The organism is Effusibacillus lacus (genome assembly GCF_002335525.1).
Classification (GTDB): Bacteria; Bacillota; Bacilli; order Tumebacillales; family Effusibacillaceae; genus Effusibacillus; species Effusibacillus lacus.
In genome coordinates this window covers 6,310-30,660 of record NZ_BDUF01000049.1, presented here as the reverse complement: position 1 = coordinate 30,660, position 24,351 = coordinate 6,310, and the positions used below count along the sequence as shown (strand labels likewise).

General features: G+C 49.2%; 21 protein-coding genes. All 21 read left to right on the top strand.

Annotation, left to right across the window (positions count from 1 at the left end):
* The first annotated feature begins 1 nt into the window (after window position 1).
* Complete coding sequence (locus tag EFBL_RS09120) at window positions 2-1,015, top strand: tripartite tricarboxylate transporter substrate binding protein (RefSeq protein WP_096181830.1); 1,014 nt, start codon at window positions 2-4, stop codon at window positions 1,013-1,015.
* Window positions 1,016-1,109: 94 nt separating this feature from the next.
* Window positions 1,110-2,030: an NAD(P)-dependent oxidoreductase gene (locus EFBL_RS09115; RefSeq protein WP_096181829.1), complete on the top strand. Its 921-nt coding sequence runs from the start codon at window positions 1,110-1,112 to the stop codon at window positions 2,028-2,030.
* 65 nt (window positions 2,031-2,095) lie between these two features.
* Window positions 2,096-3,568 (top strand): SLC13 family permease, encoded by a 1,473-nt coding sequence (locus tag EFBL_RS09110; protein WP_096181828.1) that lies wholly within the window; start codon window positions 2,096-2,098, stop codon window positions 3,566-3,568.
* Window positions 3,569-3,617: 49 nt separating this feature from the next.
* The gene (locus EFBL_RS09105) at window positions 3,618-4,676 is read left to right on the top strand and encodes a tartrate dehydrogenase (protein WP_096181827.1); all 1,059 of its coding nucleotides are present in this window, start codon (window positions 3,618-3,620) and stop codon (window positions 4,674-4,676) included.
* Between the two features lie 138 nt (window positions 4,677-4,814).
* A complete protein-coding gene (locus tag EFBL_RS09100; protein WP_096181826.1) occupies window positions 4,815-5,480 on the top strand; it encodes a GntR family transcriptional regulator in 666 nt (221 codons plus the stop codon).
* A 20-nt stretch (window positions 5,481-5,500) separates the two neighbouring features.
* On the top strand, window positions 5,501-6,367 hold the full coding sequence (locus EFBL_RS09095; RefSeq protein ID WP_096181825.1) for an HpcH/HpaI aldolase/citrate lyase family protein: 867 nt from the start codon (window positions 5,501-5,503) through the stop codon (window positions 6,365-6,367).
* A gap of 121 nt (window positions 6,368-6,488) precedes the next feature.
* A complete protein-coding gene (locus EFBL_RS09090) occupies window positions 6,489-7,715 on the top strand; it encodes an ATP-grasp domain-containing protein (RefSeq protein ID WP_096181824.1) in 1,227 nt (408 codons plus the stop codon).
* 14 nt (window positions 7,716-7,729) lie between these two features.
* Window positions 7,730-8,641, top strand: a complete 912-nt coding sequence (locus EFBL_RS09085) for a succinate--CoA ligase subunit alpha (RefSeq protein WP_096181823.1) — start codon at window positions 7,730-7,732, stop codon at window positions 8,639-8,641.
* The gene (locus tag EFBL_RS09080; protein ID WP_096181822.1) at window positions 8,642-9,994 is read left to right on the top strand and encodes an MmgE/PrpD family protein; all 1,353 of its coding nucleotides are present in this window, start codon (window positions 8,642-8,644) and stop codon (window positions 9,992-9,994) included.
* Window positions 9,991-10,608, top strand: coding sequence for a succinate dehydrogenase cytochrome b558 subunit (locus tag EFBL_RS09075; protein WP_096181821.1), 618 nt, complete (start codon window positions 9,991-9,993; stop codon window positions 10,606-10,608). The genes EFBL_RS09080 and EFBL_RS09075 overlap by 4 nt, the downstream gene beginning before the upstream one ends.
* A 14-nt stretch (window positions 10,609-10,622) precedes the next feature.
* On the top strand, window positions 10,623-12,371 hold the full coding sequence (sdhA, locus tag EFBL_RS09070) for a succinate dehydrogenase flavoprotein subunit (RefSeq protein ID WP_096181820.1): 1,749 nt from the start codon (window positions 10,623-10,625) through the stop codon (window positions 12,369-12,371).
* A 37-nt stretch (window positions 12,372-12,408) separates the two neighbouring features.
* Window positions 12,409-13,152 carry a succinate dehydrogenase iron-sulfur subunit gene (gene sdhB / locus EFBL_RS09065; protein ID WP_096181819.1) on the top strand — a complete coding sequence of 248 codons (744 nt, stop codon included), beginning with the start codon at window positions 12,409-12,411 and terminating at the stop codon, window positions 13,150-13,152.
* Window positions 13,149-14,729 carry an FAD-dependent oxidoreductase gene (locus tag EFBL_RS09060; RefSeq protein ID WP_096181818.1) on the top strand — a complete coding sequence of 527 codons (1,581 nt, stop codon included), beginning with the start codon at window positions 13,149-13,151 and terminating at the stop codon, window positions 14,727-14,729. Before sdhB ends, EFBL_RS09060 begins: the two co-directional genes overlap by 4 nt.
* Window positions 14,730-14,883: 154 nt before the next feature.
* Complete coding sequence (locus EFBL_RS09055) at window positions 14,884-15,726, top strand: fumarate hydratase (RefSeq protein WP_096181817.1); 843 nt, start codon at window positions 14,884-14,886, stop codon at window positions 15,724-15,726.
* A 12-nt stretch (window positions 15,727-15,738) separates the two neighbouring features.
* Window positions 15,739-16,293, top strand: coding sequence for a Fe-S-containing hydro-lyase (locus tag EFBL_RS09050; protein ID WP_096181816.1), 555 nt, complete (start codon window positions 15,739-15,741; stop codon window positions 16,291-16,293).
* A gap of 190 nt (window positions 16,294-16,483) precedes the next feature.
* Window positions 16,484-16,720 carry a hypothetical protein gene (locus EFBL_RS09045; RefSeq protein ID WP_096181815.1) on the top strand — a complete coding sequence of 79 codons (237 nt, stop codon included), beginning with the start codon at window positions 16,484-16,486 and terminating at the stop codon, window positions 16,718-16,720.
* 643 nt (window positions 16,721-17,363) lie between these two features.
* Window positions 17,364-18,758: an FAD-binding oxidoreductase gene (locus EFBL_RS09040; RefSeq protein WP_096181814.1), complete on the top strand. Its 1,395-nt coding sequence runs from the start codon at window positions 17,364-17,366 to the stop codon at window positions 18,756-18,758.
* Window positions 18,759-18,760: 2 nt separating this feature from the next.
* Entirely contained in the window at window positions 18,761-20,149 is a 1,389-nt protein-coding gene (locus EFBL_RS09035; RefSeq protein WP_096181813.1) for a (Fe-S)-binding protein, read from the top strand.
* On the top strand, window positions 20,146-21,573 hold the full coding sequence (locus EFBL_RS09030) for an FAD-binding oxidoreductase (protein ID WP_096181812.1): 1,428 nt from the start codon (window positions 20,146-20,148) through the stop codon (window positions 21,571-21,573). Before EFBL_RS09035 ends, EFBL_RS09030 begins: the two co-directional genes overlap by 4 nt.
* Window positions 21,574-21,715: 142 nt before the next feature.
* The gene (locus EFBL_RS09025) at window positions 21,716-23,281 is read left to right on the top strand and encodes a PAS domain-containing sensor histidine kinase (RefSeq protein WP_096181811.1); all 1,566 of its coding nucleotides are present in this window, start codon (window positions 21,716-21,718) and stop codon (window positions 23,279-23,281) included.
* Window positions 23,282-23,367: 86 nt separating this feature from the next.
* Window positions 23,368-24,351: formate--tetrahydrofolate ligase (locus EFBL_RS21195; RefSeq protein WP_231705738.1), on the top strand; the 984-nt coding region annotated here is incomplete at its 3' end.

Here is a 24,351-nt window from a genome sequence, read left to right as displayed (position 1 = left end):
GATGAAGAGAAAAGCATTGATGGGTTTGTTGGCAGGCCTTGTATTGTCGGGTACTGTGATTACGGGTTGCTCCGGCACTGCAAAACCGACTGCTCAGAAAGAAGAGCCGAAATGGCCGACAAAGCAAATTGAAGTGACCGTACCGTTTGCGGCCGGTGGCGGAACTGACCTTACCGCCCGAGCAATGGCCGAATATTTAAGTAAAGAATGGGGGCAACCGATCGTCGTTGTGAATAAAACAGGAGCGGGCGGTGCTACCGGTACTCAAGCGGTTGTAAAACAAGGTTCAAAAGACGGATATTCCGTTTTGGTTCAAAGCGTTTCCGCAGTATCTGCATTATACGCAGGCAACACAAATTTACCGTATAAAATGGAAGATCTCGTATATGTAGCCAAACTTGTAGATGACCCGCTGGCATATGTTGTGAAGGCTGATGCTCCCTGGAAAGATCTGAAGGAGTTTAATGAATGGGTGAAGAAAAATACGGATCAGCTTACATTTGCAAGCAATGGTACTACTGCTATCGGTACTTTTGGAGTGATACAGTGGATGGATAGCATCGGGGCTGATTTTTCAAAAGCCAAACTTGTCGCGACCAATGGTTCCGGCGACGCCCTTCCTAAGGTTGCCGGTGGACATATAATACTCGCCGCACAAGGGGTGAGTGAGGTATCCAATCTTGTAAAGGCTGGCAAGTTGAAAATATTGGGTATCGCATCACCGAAGAGAAGCCCTTACTTCCCTGATGTTCCCACCATGGAAGAACAAGGTGTTAAAGGCATTACTGTAGCGTTATGGTACGGACTTTCCTTACAGGCTGGTACTCCGGATTATATAGTAAAGAAGTGGGAAAGCTCGATTGAAAAAATGATGAAAGACCCGGTATTCCTGGAAAAAATCAAAACCTTGAATGGTGAACCTGGCTTTAAGAATTCTGCTGATTTTACCAAACACGTAAAAGACGAGACAGCAAGAATGACCGAGATCTTAAAACAAAAAGGATTAGCGAAATAAATCATTCTTGGTCAACAAGGAAGGATATGGAAATCCATGTCCTTTCTTGTTTGCGGAATAAAAAGTGGCGAAATAAGTGAAAGGGGGAGGTACGTTGCTCAATATCGGATTTATCGGAATAGGGCAGATGGGAAGGTGGATGGCGCAACATTTATTGGAATCTGGCAACCATTTGACTGTTTTTGACACGAATCAAGATGCAATCCGACCTCTCGAAGAAAAAGGGGCACTTGTTGCCCCTACTCTTCAGGACCTTGGCGGGAAAAATGAGATTGTAATTACAATGTTACCCAATTCAAAAATAGTTCAATCAGTCGTGACTGGAACAGGTGGTTTGTTAAGTTCGATGAAACCGGGCGGAATCATTATCGACATGAGCAGTTCATACGTTCTGTCAACCAAGCGTTTGGCCCAAGAGTGTAAAGATAAAGGATTGACCTTAATTGACGCACCGGTATCCGGGGGAGTGAAAGGTGCCAAAGAAGCTACATTAACGATCATGGTTGGCGGAAGAAAGGAAGATTTTATGAAAGTGCTCCCTATTCTTCAATGCATGGGCAAGACAATCAATCTGGTCGGGGAAACAGGTGCTGGCCATGCTCTTAAAGCGATCAACAACTATCTGTCCGCTGCTTCACTCTATGCCACGACGGAAGCTATGATATTGGCTAAAAAACTTGGAATTGATTTGACCGTTGCTTTGGAGACAATTAATAAGAGTTCCGGACAGAGCTTTTCGACCCATTACAAGTTTCCAACCTTTATACTGCCGCGCAGATTTAATTCCGGTTTTTCACTTGATCTGCTGCTGAAAGATGTCAAAATGGTGACTGCTCTGGCCAGTGATACAAAGGTGCCAGTTTTTTTGGCCGCTGTAATTGAGCAAATTTATGAAGCTGCATGTAGTACAGGAGAACAAAGTCCTGATCATACAGAGATTGTCAAATTTTTGGAGAAATTGTGCGATCTTAGCTTGGAGGATAAAGAGCACCAATTTAACTTCGATATCCATTGAAAGGCAAAATAGCTTGCTTCAACTAACTGTAACTCCTAGATTTATTCAGGACCGAGGGGAAGGATATGGCAACTGTTGGTATTCCGCAACCTGATATGGACGAGGTATCAGTTACATCCAAAAAAGAGCACTTGTGGATTCTGCTTAAAAGACCGTTCTATTTTCTACTATCTGTTTTGGCATATCTCATAGTTTATACTCAATTGCCAGAAAGCGTAGGCTACGAGCCAAGGGTGACTCTGGCAATTACCGCAACGGCTATCGTGCTTTGGGTGCTTGAACCTATTCCTTTTTCAATGACAGCCTTTCTGGTATTGATCTTACTTCCGATATCGGGAGCTGTGTCAATTGATCTTGTTTTGTCAGGATTTGCTTCACCTGCCATTTTCCTTATTATTGCCGGTATGATGATTGCAAGCGGAGTTGAGCAAACCTCTATCGGAAAGCGCTTGGCTTATCAGTTGTTATACTGGTTCGGGGAAAAAAAGGGCGGCATCCTGGCCGGCATCATCCTGATTCCACAAGTGCTGGCTATTTTTATACCTGCGGCCGCGGTCAGAACCGCAATGCTCCTGCCCATAATCTTTTCCGTATTGGCGATTTTGGGGTTGCAAAAGGAGGACATACAGGGAAAGAAACTGATGATGGGGGCTGTGGCAGCATGCAATGTTAGCGGAATTGCTATTCTGCCGGCTGCCATCGGCAACGTGGTTACCGTAGATCTTATCCATTACTATTTAAAACAGCATATTACTTATTTCGAATGGCTGGTTTTAACCCTTCCCATATGGCTGATTATGATACCTGTCTCCTGGTTTGTGGTTTACCGGTGTTTCCCGGTAAAGGAAGAGGCCCCTAAGGGATTGAAGGAGAAAATGAGGGGAATGATTGCCGAACTTGGCCCGGTTACCCCGCAGGAAAAGAGATTGTTGTTGATTCTTGTTGCAGTCTTCGTTATGTGGACAATGGAAGGGATTCATGGTTGGCCCCCGGTAGTTCCCGCACTGATAGGTGCTGTATTAATGGCGTGGCCCGGAATCAAGATTGCCGATTGGGACAAGATTCTAGATATTAAGTTTGGTCCGTTGATAATGTTGGGAGTAACTCTTTCGTTAGGACGTGCACTTTACGAGAGCGGGGCGATTACGCACTTGTCCATGTGGCTGGAGAATGATTTTACGCTTTATCTTTTTTCAAAGCCTTCTCTGGCCGTATTGACGGTAGTGATTCTCACCCAGTTCATTCACAAGGTAACATCCAATGTTTCTACCGCAGTGATCGCCACTGTTCCGATCGTGATGGCCCTCTCGTCGCAAGTTGAGCACGCTCCGGCTCTCTTGTTGGGGGTTGTCACCGGTATGACCTGCCTGTTTGGCTTCTTGTTGGTGGTGGAGACTATCCCGGCTGTTATGATTCATGGAACGGGGTGGATCACTCAACGCGATTTCATAAAACCCGGTCTTTGGTTAACCGTGATTTCAACGGCTGTCACATATTTGATGGCATTTACATGGTGGCCATGGCTTGGGTACATGTAATCTTGGGAGACGTGTATTACGAACACACGGAGAATAGGGAGGAATCGACTTGAAAAAATTTGAAATCGCTGTGATCCCGGGTGACGGGATTGGCAAAGAGGTTGTTCCGGCAGCTTTGGATGTGCTGCAAACTGTCGCGGACGTTCACGGGGGAATCCAATTTGATTGGACCGAATTTCCGTGGAACTGCGATTACTATTTGGAGCACGGCAAAATGATGCCGGACAACGGACTGGAAATCCTGCAGGGATTTGATGGGATCTTTTTGGGGGCAATCGGCAATCCGCAACTGGTCCCCGATCACGTTTCTTTATGGGGACTTTTGATCAAAATCCGCCGTGAATTTGAACAGGTAATCAACATTCGTCCCGCAAAGTGTATGAAAGGAATCAGATCTCCGCTGGTGAATCCGAATGATTTCGACCTCATTGTAGTTCGGGAAAACAGCGAAGGGGAATACAGTGAAATTGGCGGTCGGATTCATCGCGGCGAAGATGAAATTGCGGTGCAAAACGCAATATTTACGCGAAAAGGCGTCGAAAGAGCGATGCGATACGCTTTCGAATTGGCAAAAAAGAGAAGAGGCCATGTAACAAGCGCAACCAAATCCAATGGGATCTTCCATTCGATGCCGTTCTGGGATGAGGTGTTTAATGATGTGAAAAAAGATTATCGGGAAATTGAATCGGCTGCCTTCCATATCGATGCGCTTGCTGCTTTCTTCGTAACTCGTCCCCAGATTTTTGACGTCATAGTGGCAAGCAACTTGTTCGGGGATATTTTAACCGATCTGGGTGGCGCCATTATGGGAAGCATCGGGATTGCCCCGGCTGCCAATATCAACCTGAACGGAAAATATCCGTCCATGTTTGAACCGGTTCACGGGTCGGCTCCTGATATTTACGGAAAGGGAATCGCAAACCCGATCGGGCAAATTTGGACAGCCAAAATGATGCTTGATCACTTTGGCGAAGACGAATTGGGAAAGAAAATGCTTGAGGTCCTTGAGGAAGTGACTGCTGACGGAATCAAAACTCCTGATATTGGAGGAAATGCTTCGACCCGGGAGGTTGCAAACGAAGTTTGCCGCCGTTTGAAAGCCCTTTAAAAAGTTATCGAATGGATCCTACGCCAAACAATCAGTGAGTTGGTATTGACTGCGATTCAGTTACTCATGGAAAATGAATGGTAGTTGTTTTCAAAGACAGATGCATCAGAGCACTGGATTTGTCAGGAGGAAACACCCATGAACCGACAACACTTGCGATTGGATGACCGTTCAACTTTACATGAACGGGTGGTTTCCCGACTGCGGGAGGCAATCCTGAAGGGGGAGTTTGAACCCGGGGAACGTCTAGTTCAGGAAGAACTGGCTGAAGCGATGGGAGTCAGCCGTATGCCTATCAGGGAAGCGCTCCGTCAGTTGGAAAAAGAGGGTTTGGTTACGCTCGAACCCCATAAGGGAGCTATCGTCACGCCCGTTACCAGTAATGATATTGAAGAAATCTATTATTTGCGTGCCGTGTTGGAGGCGATAGCAGTGGAGCGTTCGCTTCCGAATTTAACACAGGAAGATAAACGAACATTACGACAGTTAGCCGATGACATGGAGCAGGCTGCTTTGAGTGAAGATGTTGAACAGTTTGTACTGAAAAATGCGGAGTTTCATCGGATCATGCGCAAGGGATGCGGCTGGCGGCGGGCCCATATGATCCTGGAAATGCTTTGGCACGGATTTCCCCCGCACACCCCTGGTATTTTACCCGGTCAAATGGAGCGTTCCTTGACAGAACACAAGGAAATGCTGGAGTTGATCGAGAAAGGAGATGCCGAACGTCTGCAAAGTGTTATTCGGAAACATATTTTGCGAACAGGCGAAGCATTTAAAGAGTACTTGAATGATATGAAATAGAATTCAAGGAGGAAGCCAGAATGTCTCTTTTTCGTTCTTGGATCTTCGTGCCCGGAAATAATGAGCGCAGATTGGAGAAAGCAAAAGATTTGCAAGCGGACGTCATTATTTATGATTTGGAAGATGCAGTTGCCCTGAGTGAAAAGGACAAAGCGCGTGAAATGGTAAGACAGGCAATTGGCAATAACAGTGAAAAGATTCATTTTGTCAGAATCAATGACCCTTCTACAGCTTATTTCTTTGATGATGTAAACGAGCTTGCAGGCCATGGATTAACGGGTATCGTACTGCCGAAAGCAGCCAAACGGGAGCAGATTCTGTTTGTTGACCATCTGCTTTCACAAATGGAGGAAAAAAGAAATACCAACATAGGAAGCATTGAGATTGTCCCCTTGATTGAATCGGCGGCGGGTTTGTACAACGCATTTGAGATTGCGGGAGCAAGTGAAAGAATTAAACGGCTCGCTTTTGGTGCAGTGGATTTCACGTTGGATATCAATGCCCAATTAACGAAAGAAGGAACGGAACTATTGTTTGCCCGATCGCAGTTGGTCATCGCTTCCCGCGCTGCAGGCATTGAACCGCCGATTGACACGGTTTTTGTTGATATTAAAGATCGAGAAGGGTTGTTGCGGGACACTCGTTTGGCAAAACAGCTCGGTTTCCAAGGCAAACTTGTCGTTCATCCCGATCAAATCGAAGTTGTCAATCAGGTGTTTGCACCGACAGCTGAGGAGATAGAGGAAGCGAAAGTGATTACTGCCGCGTTTGATGAGGCATTATCTTCCGGGGTGGCGGCCATTCAAGTGAACGGAAAACTGGTGGATTACCCGGTAGCTGCCCGCGCCAAAAAAATTGTAGATCAGGCGAAAGCTTTGGGAAAATAGGAAGGATTTTTCACGGGCGTTGAGAATATATATTTTATAATGATAATTGGATCCAATATCCAATATCCATTTGAAAACCAGATTGAGTAGGAATGATCTGTAAGAAAAAGGAGGAGTCCAAGTGGGGAGGATTTTGGAACATCACAGCAAACAATTGATCCGGCAAGCCGGAGTGCGGACACCTGAAAACTGGATCGCAGAAACAGCGGAGCAAGCAGAGGATATTGTCCGCCGTTACGGGAAATCGGTGGTGCTCAAGGCGCTGGTACCGGTTGGCAAACGGGGGAAAGCGGGAGCGATCAAGTTTGCCAATACGCCGGAAGAGGCGAAACTGCAGACAGAATCGTTGTTGGCTATGACTGTCCGCCATTTTCCGGTTGATAAAGTTCTAGTTGAAGAAAAAGTGGATATCAGTGAAGAATGGTACGTTTCAATTACGATTGATAAAAACAGACAGATGCCGGTCATTCTTGCAACCACCGAAGGCGGAGTCGAAGTGGAAGACCTCGTGCGGGAACATCCCGACAGGATTGTAATCCAACATATCGATCCGTTAATGGGACTTTCCGGCTTCAAAGCGAAAGAGATCTGGAGCAGACTGGGTTTGAACGGCAAGCATCTGCTTTTGGCAAGTGATGTGCTTTCCAAGCTGTATGCCGCTTTTCTAAAAAATGATTGTTATTTGCTTGAGATTAATCCGCTTGTACTGACGAAACAGGGAGATGTTGTGGCAGCCGCGTCGGTGATGGCAGTCGATGATGCGGCGATGTACCGGCAGAAAGAGCTTGAAGGTATGGTGGAAGTTGGAAGCGAACGGGTCTGGCGGCCTCTGACCGATTTGGAAAAACGGATGATTGCCGTTAATGATGCAGACTATCGGGGAACTGCCCGTTATACGGAAATGGATGGCGGGGATATTGGATTCATGTGCGGGGGAGGCGGCGGCAGCTTGTTAAGCTTCGACGCACTGTTGGATCTAGGGGGCCGGCCGGCCAATTACACGGAGACGGGCGGCAATCCGCCGGAGGAAAAAGTATACGGGCTGACGAAAGGAATTCTCTCGAAGCCCGGAGTTAAGGGGCTATTCGTCGCTCATAACATTACTAACAATACACAAATTGATGTTATGGCCAACGGGATTGTTCGTGCATTAAAGGAATTGGCGATTGATCCCCGGTCGTTTCCGGTAGTGGTCCGGGAAGCCGGTGTTAACGACGCGGTGGGAAGAGATATTTTCATGGATGCAGGCGTGGAGTACTACGGCGAAGATGTGACAATCTGCGAAGCAGCATTGATTATGATGAACAAGATGCGGGCGGCATATCCGGATCTGTACACCACCAACTGAATGGGGGCGGGCACATGGCGATATTGATCAATAAGGACTCTCGAATTGTGATTCAAGGAATTACAGGGCGCGAGGCCACCATGATTACAAAGCACACGCTTGATTACGGCACCCGGGTATTGGCCGGAGTGACTCCCGGTAAAAAGGGGCAGGATGTCCACGGGGTTCCGGTCTACAACACCGTGCGAGAAGCGGTGGAAGAACATCAGGTCAATACCAGTCTGATCGTGGTTCCGCCTGCGTTCGCTCTGGACGCTGTTTTGGAAGCGGTTGACAACGGGATCCAGGTGGTAGTAGTAACTACCGAAAACATTCCGCAATTGGACATCCTCAAAATGCTGCATGCAGCTCGTCAAAACGGAGTACGGATCATCGGACCCAATACGGTGGGAATGATTAACCCGGGGGATCGAATCAAACTCGGTTCGATTGGCGGAGATAACCCGGAACGCTGCTTTGTTCCCGGACATGTCGGCGTTATCTCCCGCAGCGGCGGTATGACGGCTGAAACCTCTTGGATGGTAAAGCGTGCCGGATTTGGTGTAAGCACGAGTGTCGGCATTGGCGGAGACGGGCTGATTGGCAGTTCGATCCGGGATCTGCTGGAGTTATTTGAGCAGGATCCCAATACGCACGCGGTTGTCACTTTCTCCGAACCGGGCACGATGTTCGAGGAGCAGGCGGCCGATTTTCTCAGGGAGGGCGGTTTTACGAAACCGTTGATCTCTTATATTGCGGGGCGATTTACAGAAAACATGCCGGAAGGAACCGTGTTCGGCCATGCCGGAGCGATGATTGCCGGAGATGTTGGACGGCCGTCCGTTAAGGCGCGGAAACTGAGGGAAGCAGGCGCCATCGTGGTTGATCGTTACGACGACATGATCGATGTACTGCGATCCGTTCTGTCAGAAAAGGCGGTGAAGTAAATGTCTCTGAGTGAGAAACTTGCCCGTTTTATCGTAAACACCTCCTATGAAGATTTGCCAGAGGATGTTGTCGGGTTTACCAAGCTTTGCATTCTTGATTGGCTGGGATCCGCTGTTGCGGGTTCGTCCAAAGAGCCTGTCCGAATCATTGACGAGTTGGCTAGAGAAATGGGCGGAGCGGAACAGGCGTCGCTTGTGACCGGCGGAAAAACATCCTTAACCCACGCGGCGCTTGTCAATGGCGCAGCATCACATGTGGTAGAATTAGACGATATCCACAAGTCGTCCATCATTCATGCCGCCACAGTGGTCGTTCCGGCTGCTCTGGCTGTAGCGGAATGGATGAATAAAAGCGGCAAGGACTTGATTGCAGCGGTTGCTATCGGATATGATGTGTGTTTTCGCATAGGTGAGGCTGTGAGTCCGTCCCATTATTACTTTTGGCACAATACCGCCACGTGCGGCACTTTTGGAGCAACGGCAGCAACGGCCAAGCTGCTGGATTTGAATGAACAGCAGATTGTTCATGCCCTTGGCAATGCGGGAACTCAGGCGGCCGGATTGTGGGAGTTCATTGTTGACGGAGCGATGACGAAACAACTGCATACCGGCAAAGCGGCCATGAACGGACTGCTGGCTTCTCTTCTCGCACAAAAGGGGTTTACCGGTCCGTCCAAAATTCTTGAGGGTGACCGTGGCTTTTTTAAAGCGATGGCGGAAACTTTTGATGAAGAGAGGATTTCGGACAAACTTGGCCAACAATTTAAAATCACAGAAAATTCGTTTAAGATTCATGCATCTTGCCGTCATACGCATCCGGCCATCGATCTTGCTTTGAAATTGAAGAAGGAACATGCGATTCGTCCGGAAGAGATTCGGGAAATTCGGGTCGGAGGATATAAGGCGGTTTACGATATCACGAACAACCCGAATCCGCAAACCGTTTATGCATCAAAGTTTAGCCTGCAGTTTTGCGCTTCGCTTGCATTTGTCAAAGGAAAAGCAGGATTGGCAGACTTTACTGAAGAGACTTTATGGGATCCGGCAATTCGCGCACTGATGGAACGGGTCAAACTAACGGTCGATCCGGAGGTTGACTCTGCGTATCCGGAAAAATGGGGTTCTGCAGTAGCTGTCGAGACTCAGCAAGGAGAAGTGCACCGCTTGACCACGGATTATCCAAAAGGAGATCCGGAAAATCCGGTGACTGCGGACGATCTTGTCCAAAAGTTTCGGGAACTGGCCGCTCACTTATCCGATTCTGAGAAAAACCGCTTCGTTGATACGGTTCTACATCTGGAATCGGTGTCTGACGCGGCCGATTTTTGGAAAGAAAGGAGCAGGTCCACATGAGTAGACCGTCCAGCCGCATGTTTTTGCTCGGACGTATGCATTCATTAGCGGGAATCCTACCGCTGGGACTTTTCCTGTTCGAGCATTTGTACTCGAATGCAACCGCCATGCTCGGGCGTGAAGCGTATGACAAACAGGTCGGAATGCTGCAGACCATCCCTTTTGTGCCGGTGATCGAGGTGTTATTCATCGCGCTTCCACTGCTTTATCATGCGGGATTCGGGGTCTATATCGGATTTATCTCAAAAAACAATGCGTTTCGTTATTCGTACACACGAAATTGGCTGTTTGTCATGCAGCGAATCAGCGGATTAGTCACTCTAGTATTTATTCTCTATCATTTATGGGAGTTCCGATTTGCAAACTTGATTTTCGGTACTCCTATCAACTTTGATACAGTACAGACCCAATTGCAAAATCCCGCAATCTTTGCTTTTTACGTATTGGGAATTATATCGACGACATTTCATTTTTCGAACGGAGTGTGGACTGCGCTTATTACTTGGGGAATTACGCCCGGCGCTCGCGGTCAGCGCATCTCCTCCGCTCTTCGATATGTTTTGTTTGCCATGTTATCCTTCGTTGGCGTCGGAACGCTCATATCATTTGTCTAAAAGGGGGGCCGAAAATGAACGAAAACATCATTGTGGTCGGAGGCGGACTGGCAGGACTGATGAGCGTGATCAAAATCTCGGAGGCCGGAGGAAAAGTGAAGCTGTTCTCCGTTGTTCCGGTGCGTCGTTCTCACTCGGTCTGTGCGCAAGGCGGGATCAATGGTGCCGTCAACACCAAAGGGGAAGGAGATTCCACCTGGGAGCACTTTGATGATACCATCTACGGCGGGGACTTTTTGGCGCATCAGCCCCCTGTGAAGGCGATGTGCGAAGCGGCTCCGGATATTATTTATCTGTTGGATCGGATGGGGGTTCAATTTAACAGAACTCCGGAAGGATTGATCGATTTCCGCAGATTGGGCGGTGCCAAGTATTCCCGAACCGCTTTCGCCGGGGCAACTACAGGCCAGCAAATATTATACGCGTTGGATGAGCAGGTTCGTCGTTTCGAGGCAGCAGGACGAGTCGAGAAGTTTGAATATTGGGAAATGCTGTCGATTGTTCTGGATGAGGAAGGGGTCTGCAGGGGAATTATCGCCCAGAATCTTAACACGATGGAGATTATGGAATTTCCGGCAGACGCAGTAATTATGGCTACCGGCGGTATTGGAATGATTTTCCGCAAGAGCACAAATTCGGTGATCAATACTGGAAGCGCCCACAGCATTGCTTACCAACAAGGGGTGCATTACGCAAACGGAGAGTTCATTCAGATCCACCCGACTGCCATCCCCGGTGATGACAAGCTGCGGCTGATGTCCGAATCGGCCCGGGGAGAAGGTGGCCGTGTATGGGTATACAAAGACGGAAAACCTTGGTATTTCCTTGAAGAGAAGTATCCGGCTTACGGGAACCTGGTGCCTCGCGATATTGCCACCCGTGAGATATTCCATGTATGCGTGGATTTGAAGCTGGGAATCAACGGGGAAAACATGGTCTACCTCGACTTGTCCCACCTGCCGAAGCATGTTCTTGAGCAGAAGGTAGGCGGAATTCTGAGCATTTATGAAAAGTTTGTGGGTGAAGACCCCCGCAAAGTCCCGATGAAGATCTTCCCGGCCATGCATTATTCGATGGGCGGACTCTGGGTGGATTATAATCAGATGACCAATATTCCCGGACTGTTTGCCTGTGGGGAATGTGAATTCCAATACCACGGGGCAAACCGGCTGGGAGCCAATTCTTTGGTGTCGGCCATTTTCGGAGGGATGGTGGCTGGAGCGAAAGCGATCGAGTATGTGCACGGCTTGAAAAAGTCGTCTGCCGATCTGTCAGTCCGCCTGTTTGAATCCGAAAGAAAGCGGCAGGAGGAGTATCTCAACCATATTTATCGAATGGATGGATATGAAAATCCATACCAACTTCATATCGAGATGAGCGACTGGATGGTAGAGAATGTAACGGTTGTCCGGTACAATGACCGGCTTCAAAAGACGGATGAAAAATTGCAGGAATTGATGGAACGCTGGGATAAAATCGGGGTGGACGACACTACCGGCTGGAACAACAAGACGGTTACCTTTGTCCGTCAATTGTGGAACATGCTGCAGCTTGCCCGTGTGATCACACTGGGGGCACTGCAGCGAAATGAAAGCCGTGGAGCCCATTATAAGCCGGAATATCCGGAACGGGATGACGAGAATTGGTTGAAAACGACACTTGCGTCCTATACGCCGGAAGGTCCAAAATTCAGCTATGAAGATGTAGATGTCAGCTATATTAAGCCGCGTCCCCGACGTTATGATATCGTGAAGGAAGCATGAAACCAGGCCGTTCACGGCCGTTGGAGGTGAAAAAAGAGTGAAAACGATTCATCTGAAAGTGAAAAGACAAGACAGACCGGATGGAGAAGCGTACTGGGAGGAGTTCAAGATTCCGGCCCGCCCCAACATGAATGTGATCTCTGCACTTATGGAAATTCAGAAAAATCCCGTGAATAGTGAAGGACAAAAAACCAGATCGGTCGTTTGGGAATATAACTGCCTGGAAGAGGTATGCGGCGCTTGCAGTATGGTGATCAACGGCCGGGTAAGGCAAGCCTGTTCCGCTCTGATTGATAAGCTCAAACAGCCGATTACGTTAGAGCCGATGAGCACATTCCCTGTGGTGAAAGACTTGGCGGTAAACCGCAGTCGGATGTTTGAAGGATTGAAAACGATCAAGGGATGGGTTCCTCTGGATGGCACCTATTCGCTCGGACCCGGACCGAGAATCTCTCAGGACGACCAGCAGTTTGCTTATCAATTTGCCACTTGTATGACGTGCGGATGTTGTCTGGAAGCTTGCCCGAATGTGAATGACAGATCGCCCTACCTGGGTCCGCAAGCGATGGCTCAGATTCATTACTTCAATTCCCATCCAACCGGTGCCATGATAAAGCGGGAACGGATGGATGTGGTAATTGGCGAGGAGGGAATCGTCAACTGCGGGAATTCCCAAAATTGCGTACAGGTATGTCCCAAGGAAATTCCACTGACTCAAGCGTTGGCAGAACTGAACAAGGATGCCAATAGACATGCGCTGAAAAGGTGGCTTTCCCAATGAAACCCGCCGTTATCGTTGCGGATGTTTTGGTGATTGGCGGTGGACAGGCGGCCCTGCGGGCTTCCATTGAAGCGCGCCGACAGGGCGCTAAAGTGGTAATGGTCAGTAAAGGACAGATTGGTACCGGAGGTTCCTCGGCGATCTCGGACACTGTGCATTCGGCTATTTTGGCGCCCGGCGATTCGGCAGAGATTTTCTATCAGGATATAGTTAAGGGCGGAAAACAGGTAAACAAGCCGGAATTGGCTCTTGCTCTTGCAACCGACTGTACGGAAAGGGTGCAGGAACTGCAGCAAGAATTCGGTGTGCAACTGCATTTTGAGCGGGAGTTGGTGACTCCGGGTCATTCATTTCCAAGGCGCTGCTATCACAAAAGCGGTTTGGGGGTTTCGATTACTCGCAAACTGAGGGAATATGCGGAAAAGATCGGAGTCATTTTTTATGAGAAAACTTGGATCGTTGATCTTCTCTCAGATCGTGGACGGATGAATCCGGATGGGATATCAGGAGAAGGGAGTGCCGTTGCTAAAGGTCGAATTTTGGGAGCGATCGGGATCTCAAGCGATGAATGGATGCTTTTTATCGCCGGGAATACGATTTTGGCTGCAGGAGGCATCGGACGCATCTACGCACATTCAGATAACCCGATCGACATTACCGGCGAAGCGATTGGCATGGCATGGCGGCATGGGGCTGAACTTCAGGATATGGAGTTTATTCAGTTTTATCCGTATCGCTTGATATCCCCCATTAACATTGACTTGTACACGAAGTTGTTTGCAAAAGGGGCTGTCATGCGCAATGAACAGGGCACCCGATTTCTGGAGGGATACCCTCGCAAGGAACTGGAGACACGCGATATAGTCTGTTATGAGATGTTTAAACAAGGTCGCGTACTGCTGGATATTTCACAGGTAAGCGATCAAGATTTGAAGGAAACAAGTCCCCGGTTGCATGCTCTGCTGGCAAAGGAATACCAAGGTGAACTGGTGGTACAACCTGTCGAACATTATTCGATCGGGGGAATCTCGATTGATGCGTCGGGAAGAACCGGTTTACCGGGCTTATACGCTTGCGGAGAATGTACAGGCGGTGTACATGGTGCCAATCGATTGGGAGGCGGTGCGCTGACCGAAGCGTTAGTTTTTGGTACTCGTGCCGGCTTTGCAGCCGTAACGGAAGCAACCACCCTGGAAGAGGGAATGGTCAGAGAGGTGGTTCGAGAGTTTGTTCCGTCAGAATCCCCACGATCTCTTTTGAATCCGGAAACAAAAGCATTGATGCTTGCCGTCCGTAAGCATGTGCAGGAGATCATGTGGAATCAAGTCGGAATTGAACGGTCATTGCAAGGCTTAGAGCAGGCATACACCGTCTTATCGAAGATTGCTCAAAAGGTGCGACATCACCTTCCACTCTTAAATATGGTACAAACCGCATCGATTGTTGCCCGTTCCGCCTACGTAAGGCAGGAAAGCCGGGGAGCACACCAAGTAATCGATTTTCCCGGAGAAAGAGACGAATGGCGTGGAAACTTGATCGTCCATGGAGAAGAGTTAACCTTTCGTTCCCTTTCGTAAAATCGGGAACCGGCCGTATGCTGCGTTGTTTACCGGCGATCCTCCATTGGGGGAAACGGACGATAGTATCTGAATGCAAAATACTAAATGAACAGGATCAGCTTGTGGCTACGGCGATGGGAACTTTTATTGTCAGTGAAGGAGGCGGGAAGGTATGAGAGAGGTACATTATCAAGAGATCGTCGAAAAAGTGGCCGACATGTGTCAAAGAGCCAACTATGATCTCGGAGAGGACGTTGTAAACGCGTTCAAGAATGCATTGCAGACCGAAGTTTCGGAAACCGGTAAAGACGTGTTGTTACAGTTGATTGAAAATGCTGAGATTGCCGCAACAGAGCGGGTTCCCATGTGCCAAGACACCGGATATGCCGTTTTTATAGTCGAACTGGGGCAAGACTGCCATATCACAGGAGGCAGCCTCTATGATGCGATTAACGATGGTGTGCGGAAGGGATATGGAGAAGGTTATTTGCGCAATTCGATCGTAGGGCATCCTTTAGAGCGTGTTAATACGGGTGACAATACCCCCGCAGTTGTTCATGTGGAAATGGTTCCGGGTGACAAATTGACGATCCATATGACTGCTAAAGGCGGTGGAAGCGAAAACATGAGCGCTTTAAAAATGTTAAAGCCCTCCGATGGTCTGCAAGGAGTCAAGGATTTCATTCTTGAAACAGTAAAGCAGGCCGGCCCCAACGCTTGTCCGCCGATCATTGTAGGAGTGGGGATTGGCGGCACATTCGAAAAGGCCGCTTATCTGGCGAAGAAATCCCTGTTCCGGCCGATAGGTGAACGAAGTTCGCGTCCGGAGATCGCCGCGTTGGAAGTGGAATTAATGGAATTAAGCAATAAGTTGGGGATTGGTCCGCAAGGAATGGGCGGACGAACCACTGCTCTTGATGTGAAGATTGAGATCTATCCCTGTCATATTGCCTCCCTTCCGGTTGCGGTGAACATCAATTGTCACGCAAGTCGGCACAAGGAAGTTGTGTTATAGGGAGGGATTGTCATGTCAGCAAAACATATAAGCACACCCTTGACCGATGATGTGATACAGAGTCTCCGTGCAGGTGACCGTGTGCTAATCAGCGGAATCGTATATGCGGCAAGGGACGCCGCTCATAAGAGAATGATCGAACTACTGGACAAAGGGGAAACGTTGCCATTTGATGTACAAGGGCAGGTCATCTATTATGTCGGCCCGACTCCGGCCAAACCGGGTCAAGTGATTGGATCAGCAGGACCTACCACGAGCGGCCGAATGGATAAGTATGCGCCGAAACTGCTTGATCTAGGATTAAAAGGTATGATTGGAAAGGGATATCGCAATCAAGAAGTAAAAGAATCGATTGTTAAGAATCAGGCGATTTATTTTGCCAGTGTGGGCGGATCAGGCGCATTACTGGCCAAAGCGATTAAGACTCAAGAAATTGTTGCATATGAGGATCTCGGACCGGAAGCAATCCGCAAGCTTACAGTGGAAAATTTCCCGGCCGTAGTAATCAACGACAGTTTTGGCAACGATCTGTATATGGAAGGAACCGAGAAATACAGGCAAGATTAACCGGGGCTGATTTGTACAGGAACTATCCTTGTACAGATCCCAACCCGCAGCCGGAGGGTAAGGAAAACAATACAAGTGCAGCAATTGACTTCGAGTTTCATGGGCTTGTTTGCCAAATTAGGTTGCGAAAGTTGAGTGATTTAGACAAACGGCAAGGAAAGGTCAGGTACCAATCATGAGTTCAACGCAAATGGCAAGAACCGGACTGTTTATTTATGTCATAATCGTGTTGGCCCTGGCATTTACGGGCAAACTGCAGGGGGCCTGGTGGAGCATCGCCATTGCCATATTCCTGGTTGGCAGCGGTTTCCTGGACATGAAAGACGAGCGGATTCAAATCAACAAACTGGCGCGGGTTTTCAGCCGCATTTCGTTCTGGCTGGGGGTTGTCATTCTGGTAATAGGAATTGTAGATCTAATCGCATAAGAAATCACAATCGGGCTTGTTCCTATGGGGCAAGCCTGTTTTTTTCACTTCCCCGCTCGGGGAATGGCCAGTTTCATTAGGAATCGTGCAAGTTCCGACCCGGTTGCAAAATAAAAGATTCAACTTTCGCAGCCTAATTCGGCAGACAACCCCTTGATATCACTGGGTAAACTCGAAATCAATTGTTGCACTTACTACAATTGCTACTTCATTTTTCAAAAACGGTTCACAAAGGTCGGTAGGACTTCTCCATGACCGGATTTTAGTTTACATAATGCATCTGCTATGGAAAATTAGACTGATTGTCAGCCTTATTTCTGATTTTTTGATTGTCACTTCAAGAATAGAGCTGATTTTCAGTCTTATTCGGGTGAGTTTCGAGGTGTACATCTAAGAAATGGCATATAGGACTGAAAAACAGTCCTATTTCTGGGAGTATCTTTGAATCGACAAAATAAGCCTGAAATTCAGTCCTATTTTTTCTTGTCTTTGCAGGTGTCAGCTTCCCTATAAGGATGCTGCCTTTGTCGGTTTTTTTTGATCTGAAGCAGGTGTTATAGAACACATCCGAAATTGAAAAAAAAGCCTAGTCATAAAATTATATATTATTTATAATATTTTTAACCAATCACCTGGTGATCTGATGACTATCACACAGATTGGAACCGGAAGCATGAAAGCGGTTTCGAGCACAGCGAAGGGAGGACTTGCGGTGAAGGCGATCGGCAAGGATCTGTCAAAGATACGCAGTGATCTGCAAAATTTGGTCAATGCTCCGTATGTAAAAGAATGTCCTGAAGACTTAAAGGCAAAGCTTGCTGTTCCGAACCATGAATTGCTGCTGGTGGAACCGGGCAGCGAAGAAGAAGTTTCTGCAGTGCTTCAATACGCAACAGAACAACAACTCTCCGTCATACCTGCAGGGTATGGGCAACAGCTCCATATTGGAGAGGCTCCGAAGTCAGCTGACATTCTTTTGTCATCCAGACGTCTGACCGGCATTGTTGAGCATTCGGTCGGAGATCTGACCATGACCGTTAAAGCGGGCACCCTTTTTTCCGAGGTGCAGGCCCACTTGAGACAACATGGACAGTTTGTCCCCATTACTCCTCCCACCCAAGGGGAGTCGACCATTGGAGGATTGGTGGCAACTGCAGCCAGCGGACCGGAACGGGTATTGTATGGGTCTTGGAGGGACAACGTAATTGGCCTCCGGGTGGTCTACCCCAACGGACAAGTGATTCGTACCGGTGGCAAAGTTGTAAAAAATGTGGCCGGATACGACATGAACAAGCTGTTTGTCGGATCCCACGGGACTTTGGCCTTCATAACGGAAATCACTCTGAAGCTTCGTCCATATCCGAAGTATCGTGAGCTGGTGCTGGCGGAATGTGAGGCTTTCGCACCTCTGATCCGCCTTGCCTCCCGCATACTGGGGTCCGAATGTGTTCCCAGCAGTCTGGAGCTGATGGGCAGGATGGAAGACGGTCAAGGGACGTACCGACTGGCAATCGGGTCTGATGATGTGAAAAGTGCAGCCAAATATCAAGCAGAACGCATTGGGCAAATGGTCAGCGAAACGGAAAGCAATATCCGACTGTCTTCGGTTGTCAATGAAGACACGGAAGCATTCTGGAACGATTACCGCAGCAAGTGGAAAGAGACTGCCGCCAACTCTCTGGTGCTGAGAGCGGGATTTCTGATCCCTCACATGACAAAGGTGTTAGAAATTTATGAGAAGGAGTCTTCATCCCGGAAAATTCAGATGGAGTATGCAGTCAGCCTGGGGATTGGAACCCTCCGGGTCAGACTGTCATCACCCGATTCTGACGCATTGAAGGAGACGGCAGCCCGGTTTCGTCATTTGGCCGAATCTCACGGCGGGTACCTTGTGGTGGAACATGGCGAAGGAACCGTGAAACAGGATCTGGGAGTCTGGGGTGTCGTACGCAGTGGGTTGTCATTGATGAAAGGCATAAAACAGACTGTTGATCCGGCAGGCATTCTAAGTCCGGGACGGTATGCAGGAGGGATCTGATTATGAGCGACCAAGGACAGCTGGCATCTATGCTGGAATATCCCAACTCCAACTACAAGTGGACCGATCCGCCGGATCCTGACAAATTCAATGTTTGCGTCCATTGCGGATTGTGTCTGGACGCTTGTCCCACCTACCAGGAAACGGGCAATGAGGCCCAGTCGCCAAGGGGCCGTGTGTATTTGATCAAATCGGTGGCGGAAGGAAAGCTGGAGATCAACGAATCGTTCATCGATCCAGTCTTCCGGTGCCTTGATTGCCGGGCTTGTGAAACCGCTTGCCCATCCGGTGTGCAGGTAGGGGCTCTGATCGAAGAAGCCCGCGGTCAGATTCGCCAGTCTGAGCCGCTGACAGGTTTGAAAGGTTTTGTAAGTGACACCTTCCTGAAAAAGATCTTCCCCTATCCCAATCGCTTGCGAACAATAGGGAAATTGACCCGTTTCTATCAAAAATCCGGTCTGCAAAAGTTGGCGCGCGGAATGGGTGTAATGAATCTGTTCCCCCGTCATCTGAGGGAAATGGAAGCTGCAATGCCGAACCTGCCTGCCAAATCGTCCCGGGAGGCACTCCCGTCCCTGATACCTGCCATCGGCCAAAAACGGGGAACGGTAGGATTGGTTCTCGGCTGCGTGATGGACGTGATGTTTGCGGACATCAACATGGCGACCGCCCGAGTGCTTGCCCGAAACGGATTTGATGTGGTGGTTCCCCAGGCACAGGGGTGCTGCGGCGCTCTGCAGGTGCATGCCGGAGAGCGGGACACCGCCAAACAGATGGCCCGGCAAAATATTGACACGTTCCTTGCGGCAGGGGTCGATTACATTATCATGAATGCGGCCGGCTGCGGTGCAGCTGTCAAGGAGTATCCCGAACTGCTGCACTCCGATCAGGCATATCTTGAGAAAGCCAAACAATTTGCCGCCAAAGTGCGTGACATTTCCGAGTTCCTGGTGGAGGTGGGGTATGAACCGCCCAAGGGCAGGGTGGAGGTCAAAATCACTTACCATGACGCATGCCATTTGGCGCATGCGCAAAATGTCAGAATGCAACCCCGCCAAATCTTGAAATCAATTCCGGGCGTGGAACTGATCGAGATGCGGGAATCTGACCGCTGCTGCGGCTCTGCCGGGATCTACAACCTGACACATCCCGAAATTGCAAGTCCGCTTCTGGACCGAAAAATGGCGGACGTGCCGGAAGGAGTCAACTGCATTACCATGGGGAATCCGGGCTGCATGATGCAAATTCAGGTGGGCGTAAACAGGATCAACGCCGAAATGGAAGTGGCCCATACAGTTACGTTGCTTGACAGGGCTTATCAGGCGGAGGCAGAATCGGTCGCCAATGCAAAGCAAACTGTCGAAGCCGCAAGGGGGAGGGAAGGCGCATGAGCCAAGACCGGTTAATTCTGGAATTGCAAAAGATCGTTGGTCAACAGTCGGTACTGTACAAACCGGACGACCTTCTTGCTTATGAATGCGATGGACTCACCATTTACAAACACCGTCCGCGTGCAGTCGTATTTCCTGCTGATACGGAACAGGTTGCAGCAGTGGTCAAACTCCTGAACAGGGAAAAGGTCCCCTTTATTCCCCGTGGTGCCGGTACCGGTTTATCGGGAGGGGCCATCCCCATCGGCGGTGAAGTCTTGATCAGTCTTGTCAAGATGAAGCGTCTCATCTCTGTTGATTTTGAGAACCGGACGGCGGTGGTCGAGCCCGGTTACGTGAATCTTCGGCTGACCAAAGCCATTGCCCATGAAGGGTACTACTACGCTCCCGACCCCTCAAGCGGGATGTCCTGTACGATCGGCGGCAATGTGGGGGAGAATGCCGGAGGCCCCCACTGCTTGAAATACGGGGTAACCAGCAACCACGTCCTCGGTGTGGAAATGGTTCTCCCTGACGGGGAAATCGTTACTTTGGGAGGCATGGTGCCGGACATGCCGGGATATGATCTGACAGGTCTTGTCGTTGGATCGGAAGGGACCATGGGAATTGTCACGAAAATCATTGTGCGAATCCTTAAAAAGCCGCAAGGTGTCAAAACGGTCCTCGCCCTGTATGACTCGGTGGATGATGCCAGTGAAACCGTATCTGCCATTATTGCGGAAGGATTCATACCCGGTGCTCTTGAGATGATGGACAAAACGGCAATAGAAGGGGTGGAGGCCGGTACCTATCCGGTCGGGTACCCGAAAGATCTGGAAGCCGTATTGATCATTGAACTTGACGGCCTCACAGCCGGAATGGAAGAAATGTCGGAACAGATTGTGGAGATCTGCAAGAAGCATAACGTCCGGGAAGTCCGGGTGGCGCAAAACGAACAGGAACGGACCCTCTGGTGGTCCAACCGGAAAACCGCCTTTGGCGCCATGGGAAATCTGTCTCCCGACTATCTTGTGCAGGACGGGGTGATCCCGCGCAGCCGGTTGCCTGAGGTATTGCGGCGGATTGCGGAGATCAGCCGGGAATCAGGATTGCGGATTGCCAATGTATTCCATGCAGGGGACGGCAACCTGCATCCGTTGATTCTGTTTGATTCCAGCAAGCCGGGAGAAACGGAACTTGCGGTCAAAGTGGGATCGGAGGTGCTGCAGGCCTGTGCGGATGCAGGCGGGAGCATCACCGGTGAACACGGGATTGGAATTGAGAAACAGCAGGACATGACAAAGATATTTACCCGAGAGGAATTGGATGCGCAAATAGCGATTATGCGGGTGTTCAATCCGGAGAATCTCTGCAATCCGGACAAGGTTTTTCCAAAGCCGGCCCGTTGTGTGGAGGTCAAGAAAGCGGCAGCCGCTTCCTTATAAGAATGCCCTGCGGCCCTATGGGTTGCAGGGTTTTTTGCTCTTTTTCTAACATTTAACATTGACAAGAAAATTCTCCAATACTTAATAATTAACTTAGATATACATTTGAAACCGACAAAATGGGAAAGCATGTGAGATCTTCATGTATGGTCATAAACCGCTGCATTCCAAACCTGTCATTTCAAAGATTGTATGGGGAATGGCAGTATCGCTTTTCTTGATTGTTTTGATCCTTACGCTTTTGGAGACAGGCAGGGAGCAGCTGGCTTTCGGATGGCCGTGGGCCCGAAAACCTGACGCAGAAAATATTGTATTGAGAGCCATGTTTATTCACCTCATGCTGGGTGCACTGATAGTCTGCCGATACGCCTTTAGCGAATTCGACGTAATTACATGGCGGTTGCGGCACCGGATTTATCTTCTGGTAAGTTACTTGCTGGTCATTTCGTGGAGCGCCTTGATTCTTAAGTTTTTTGATCAGCCAACCGTAAACCAGGTGAGGATGATTAACGACTGGGTCGGCTTGCTAAGCCTTCCTGTCCCCCTGCTTCTTTTCATATATACATTGCAAATTTACCGGAACATCGAAGAAAAGTTGAAGCAGGAACAAGAACTCTCCGGCATGAGATCGAAAGCGCTGCGTGACAGTGAACTCAAGTACCGCAGTCTGGTCGAGCACGCCCTGATCGGGGTCTACATAGTGGAAAAAAAAGGAATACTAAATTATGTAAATCCCCGCTTTGCCCAGATCTTTGGAACCAGTCAGGAAGAATTGATTGGAACAAGCATCTGGAATCTGGTTCACCCGGAAGACCTGAACCTGGTAACGACCAGTCTGCAGAAACGTCTTGCCGGGGAAGTGAAAAGCCAGCGGTATTCCTTCAGGGGGATCACAAGGGATAACAAAATCATCGATGTGGAAGTTCATGGCACCATTATCTGCCTGAATGGGGAGTCGGCCATTATCGGTACCCTGATTGACATAACGGACAGGAAACAGGCGGAGGAACTGTTCCGCAAATCGGACAAACTGAATGTCATCGGACAGTTGGCAGCCGGGGTTGCCCACGAGATTCGGAATCCCCTCACTTCCTTGCGGGGGTTTGTTCAACTTCTGAAGGAAACCGGGTCGGAAGGGAACAATGAGTATTTCAAGATCATGCTGTCTGAATTGGACAGGATCAATCTTATAGTGAGTGAACTGCTGACGCTTGCCAAACCCCAGGCATTGAACTTCCTGCCCAAAGATATTTCGAAACTGCTGCATATCGTAATCAGATTGCTCAATGTCCAGGCAAATATGCAAAACGTTCAAATCGTGACAGAGTTCGACCCGGGAGTTCTGCTGGTCAAATGTGACGAAAATCAATTGAAACAGGTTTTTATTAACCTTATCAAAAATGCAATTGAGTCTATCCCTCATGACGGCAGTGTCACCGTCGCTGTACATCGGGTTGCCCCGCAAAATGTCATGGTCCGTGTAACAGATACCGGTTGCGGAATTCCGGAGGGTCTTATTCCAAACTTGGGAGACCCCTTTTTCACAACCAAGGAGAAAGGCACTGGCCTGGGCTTAATGGTCAGTTACCGGATTATCGAAGATCACGGGGGGACAATCAAAATTCACAGCGAAGTGGGCAAGGGCACGGTTGTAGATGTGATTTTGCCGTTGGAACAGCCGGAAGGCGGGAAATCGACAAAGATTTGAAAATTGGCAGGCCAGGGGAAATTTCCCATGCCTTTGACGTATAATCAAAGATGTGACAAATTGGAGAAAACTTCGGGGAGAGACATATGACAAACGATCTAATGGTTCCGACAGATATTGAAATTGCGCGCTCGGCAAGAATGAAGCGGATTTCCGAAATTGCTTCCTCATTGGGCCTGGCGGAGGAAGAGTGGGAAGCGTACGGGAAATACAAGGCGAAGGTGGATTTGGCAGTTTTAAGACGGCTTGCGGCCAAACCGGACGGGAAGTTGATACTGGTAACCGCTATTAATCCCACGGCTGCAGGGGAAGGCAAGACCACAGTCAGCGTAGGGCTGGGACAAGCTTTGAACCGGATCGGGAAAAAAACTGTCACTGCCCTGCGTGAGCCATCACTGGGTCCGGTATTTGGCATGAAAGGCGGGGCTACCGGCGGCGGTTATTCGCAGGTGGTGCCGATGGAAGATATTAACCTGCACTTTACGGGGGATTTTCACGCCATCACTTCTGCCCATAATTTGTTGGCCGCATTGCTTGACAATCACATCCAGCAGGGAAACGCTTTGGGGATTGATCCGCGGCGGATCGTCTGGAAACGGGTGCTGGATATCAACGACCGAACACTCCGGCAGGTGGTAATCGGCCTTGGCGGCCAAACCAATGGGGTTCCGCGGGAGGACGGATTTGACATCACTGTCGCCTCAGAGGTGATGGCCATTCTGTGTCTGGCCCGGGATTTGCAAGATTTGAAAGAGTCCCTGGGGAGGATGCTGGTTGCCTACACCTATGACAACCGGCCTGTATATGCGGGGGATCTGGAAGCGGAAGGCGCCATGACCCTTTTGTTGAAAGATGCCATCAAACCCAATCTGGTACAGACACTGGAAAATACGCCTGCTCTGATTCATGGGGGCCCATTTGCCAATATCGCCCACGGCTGCAACAGTTTGCTGGCTACTCAAATGGCGGTGAAACTGGGAGAGTATGCGGTGACGGAAGCGGGATTCGGTGCCGATCTCGGGGCGGAGAAGTTTTTTCACATCAAATGCAGAAAAGGCGGCTTGCGCCCT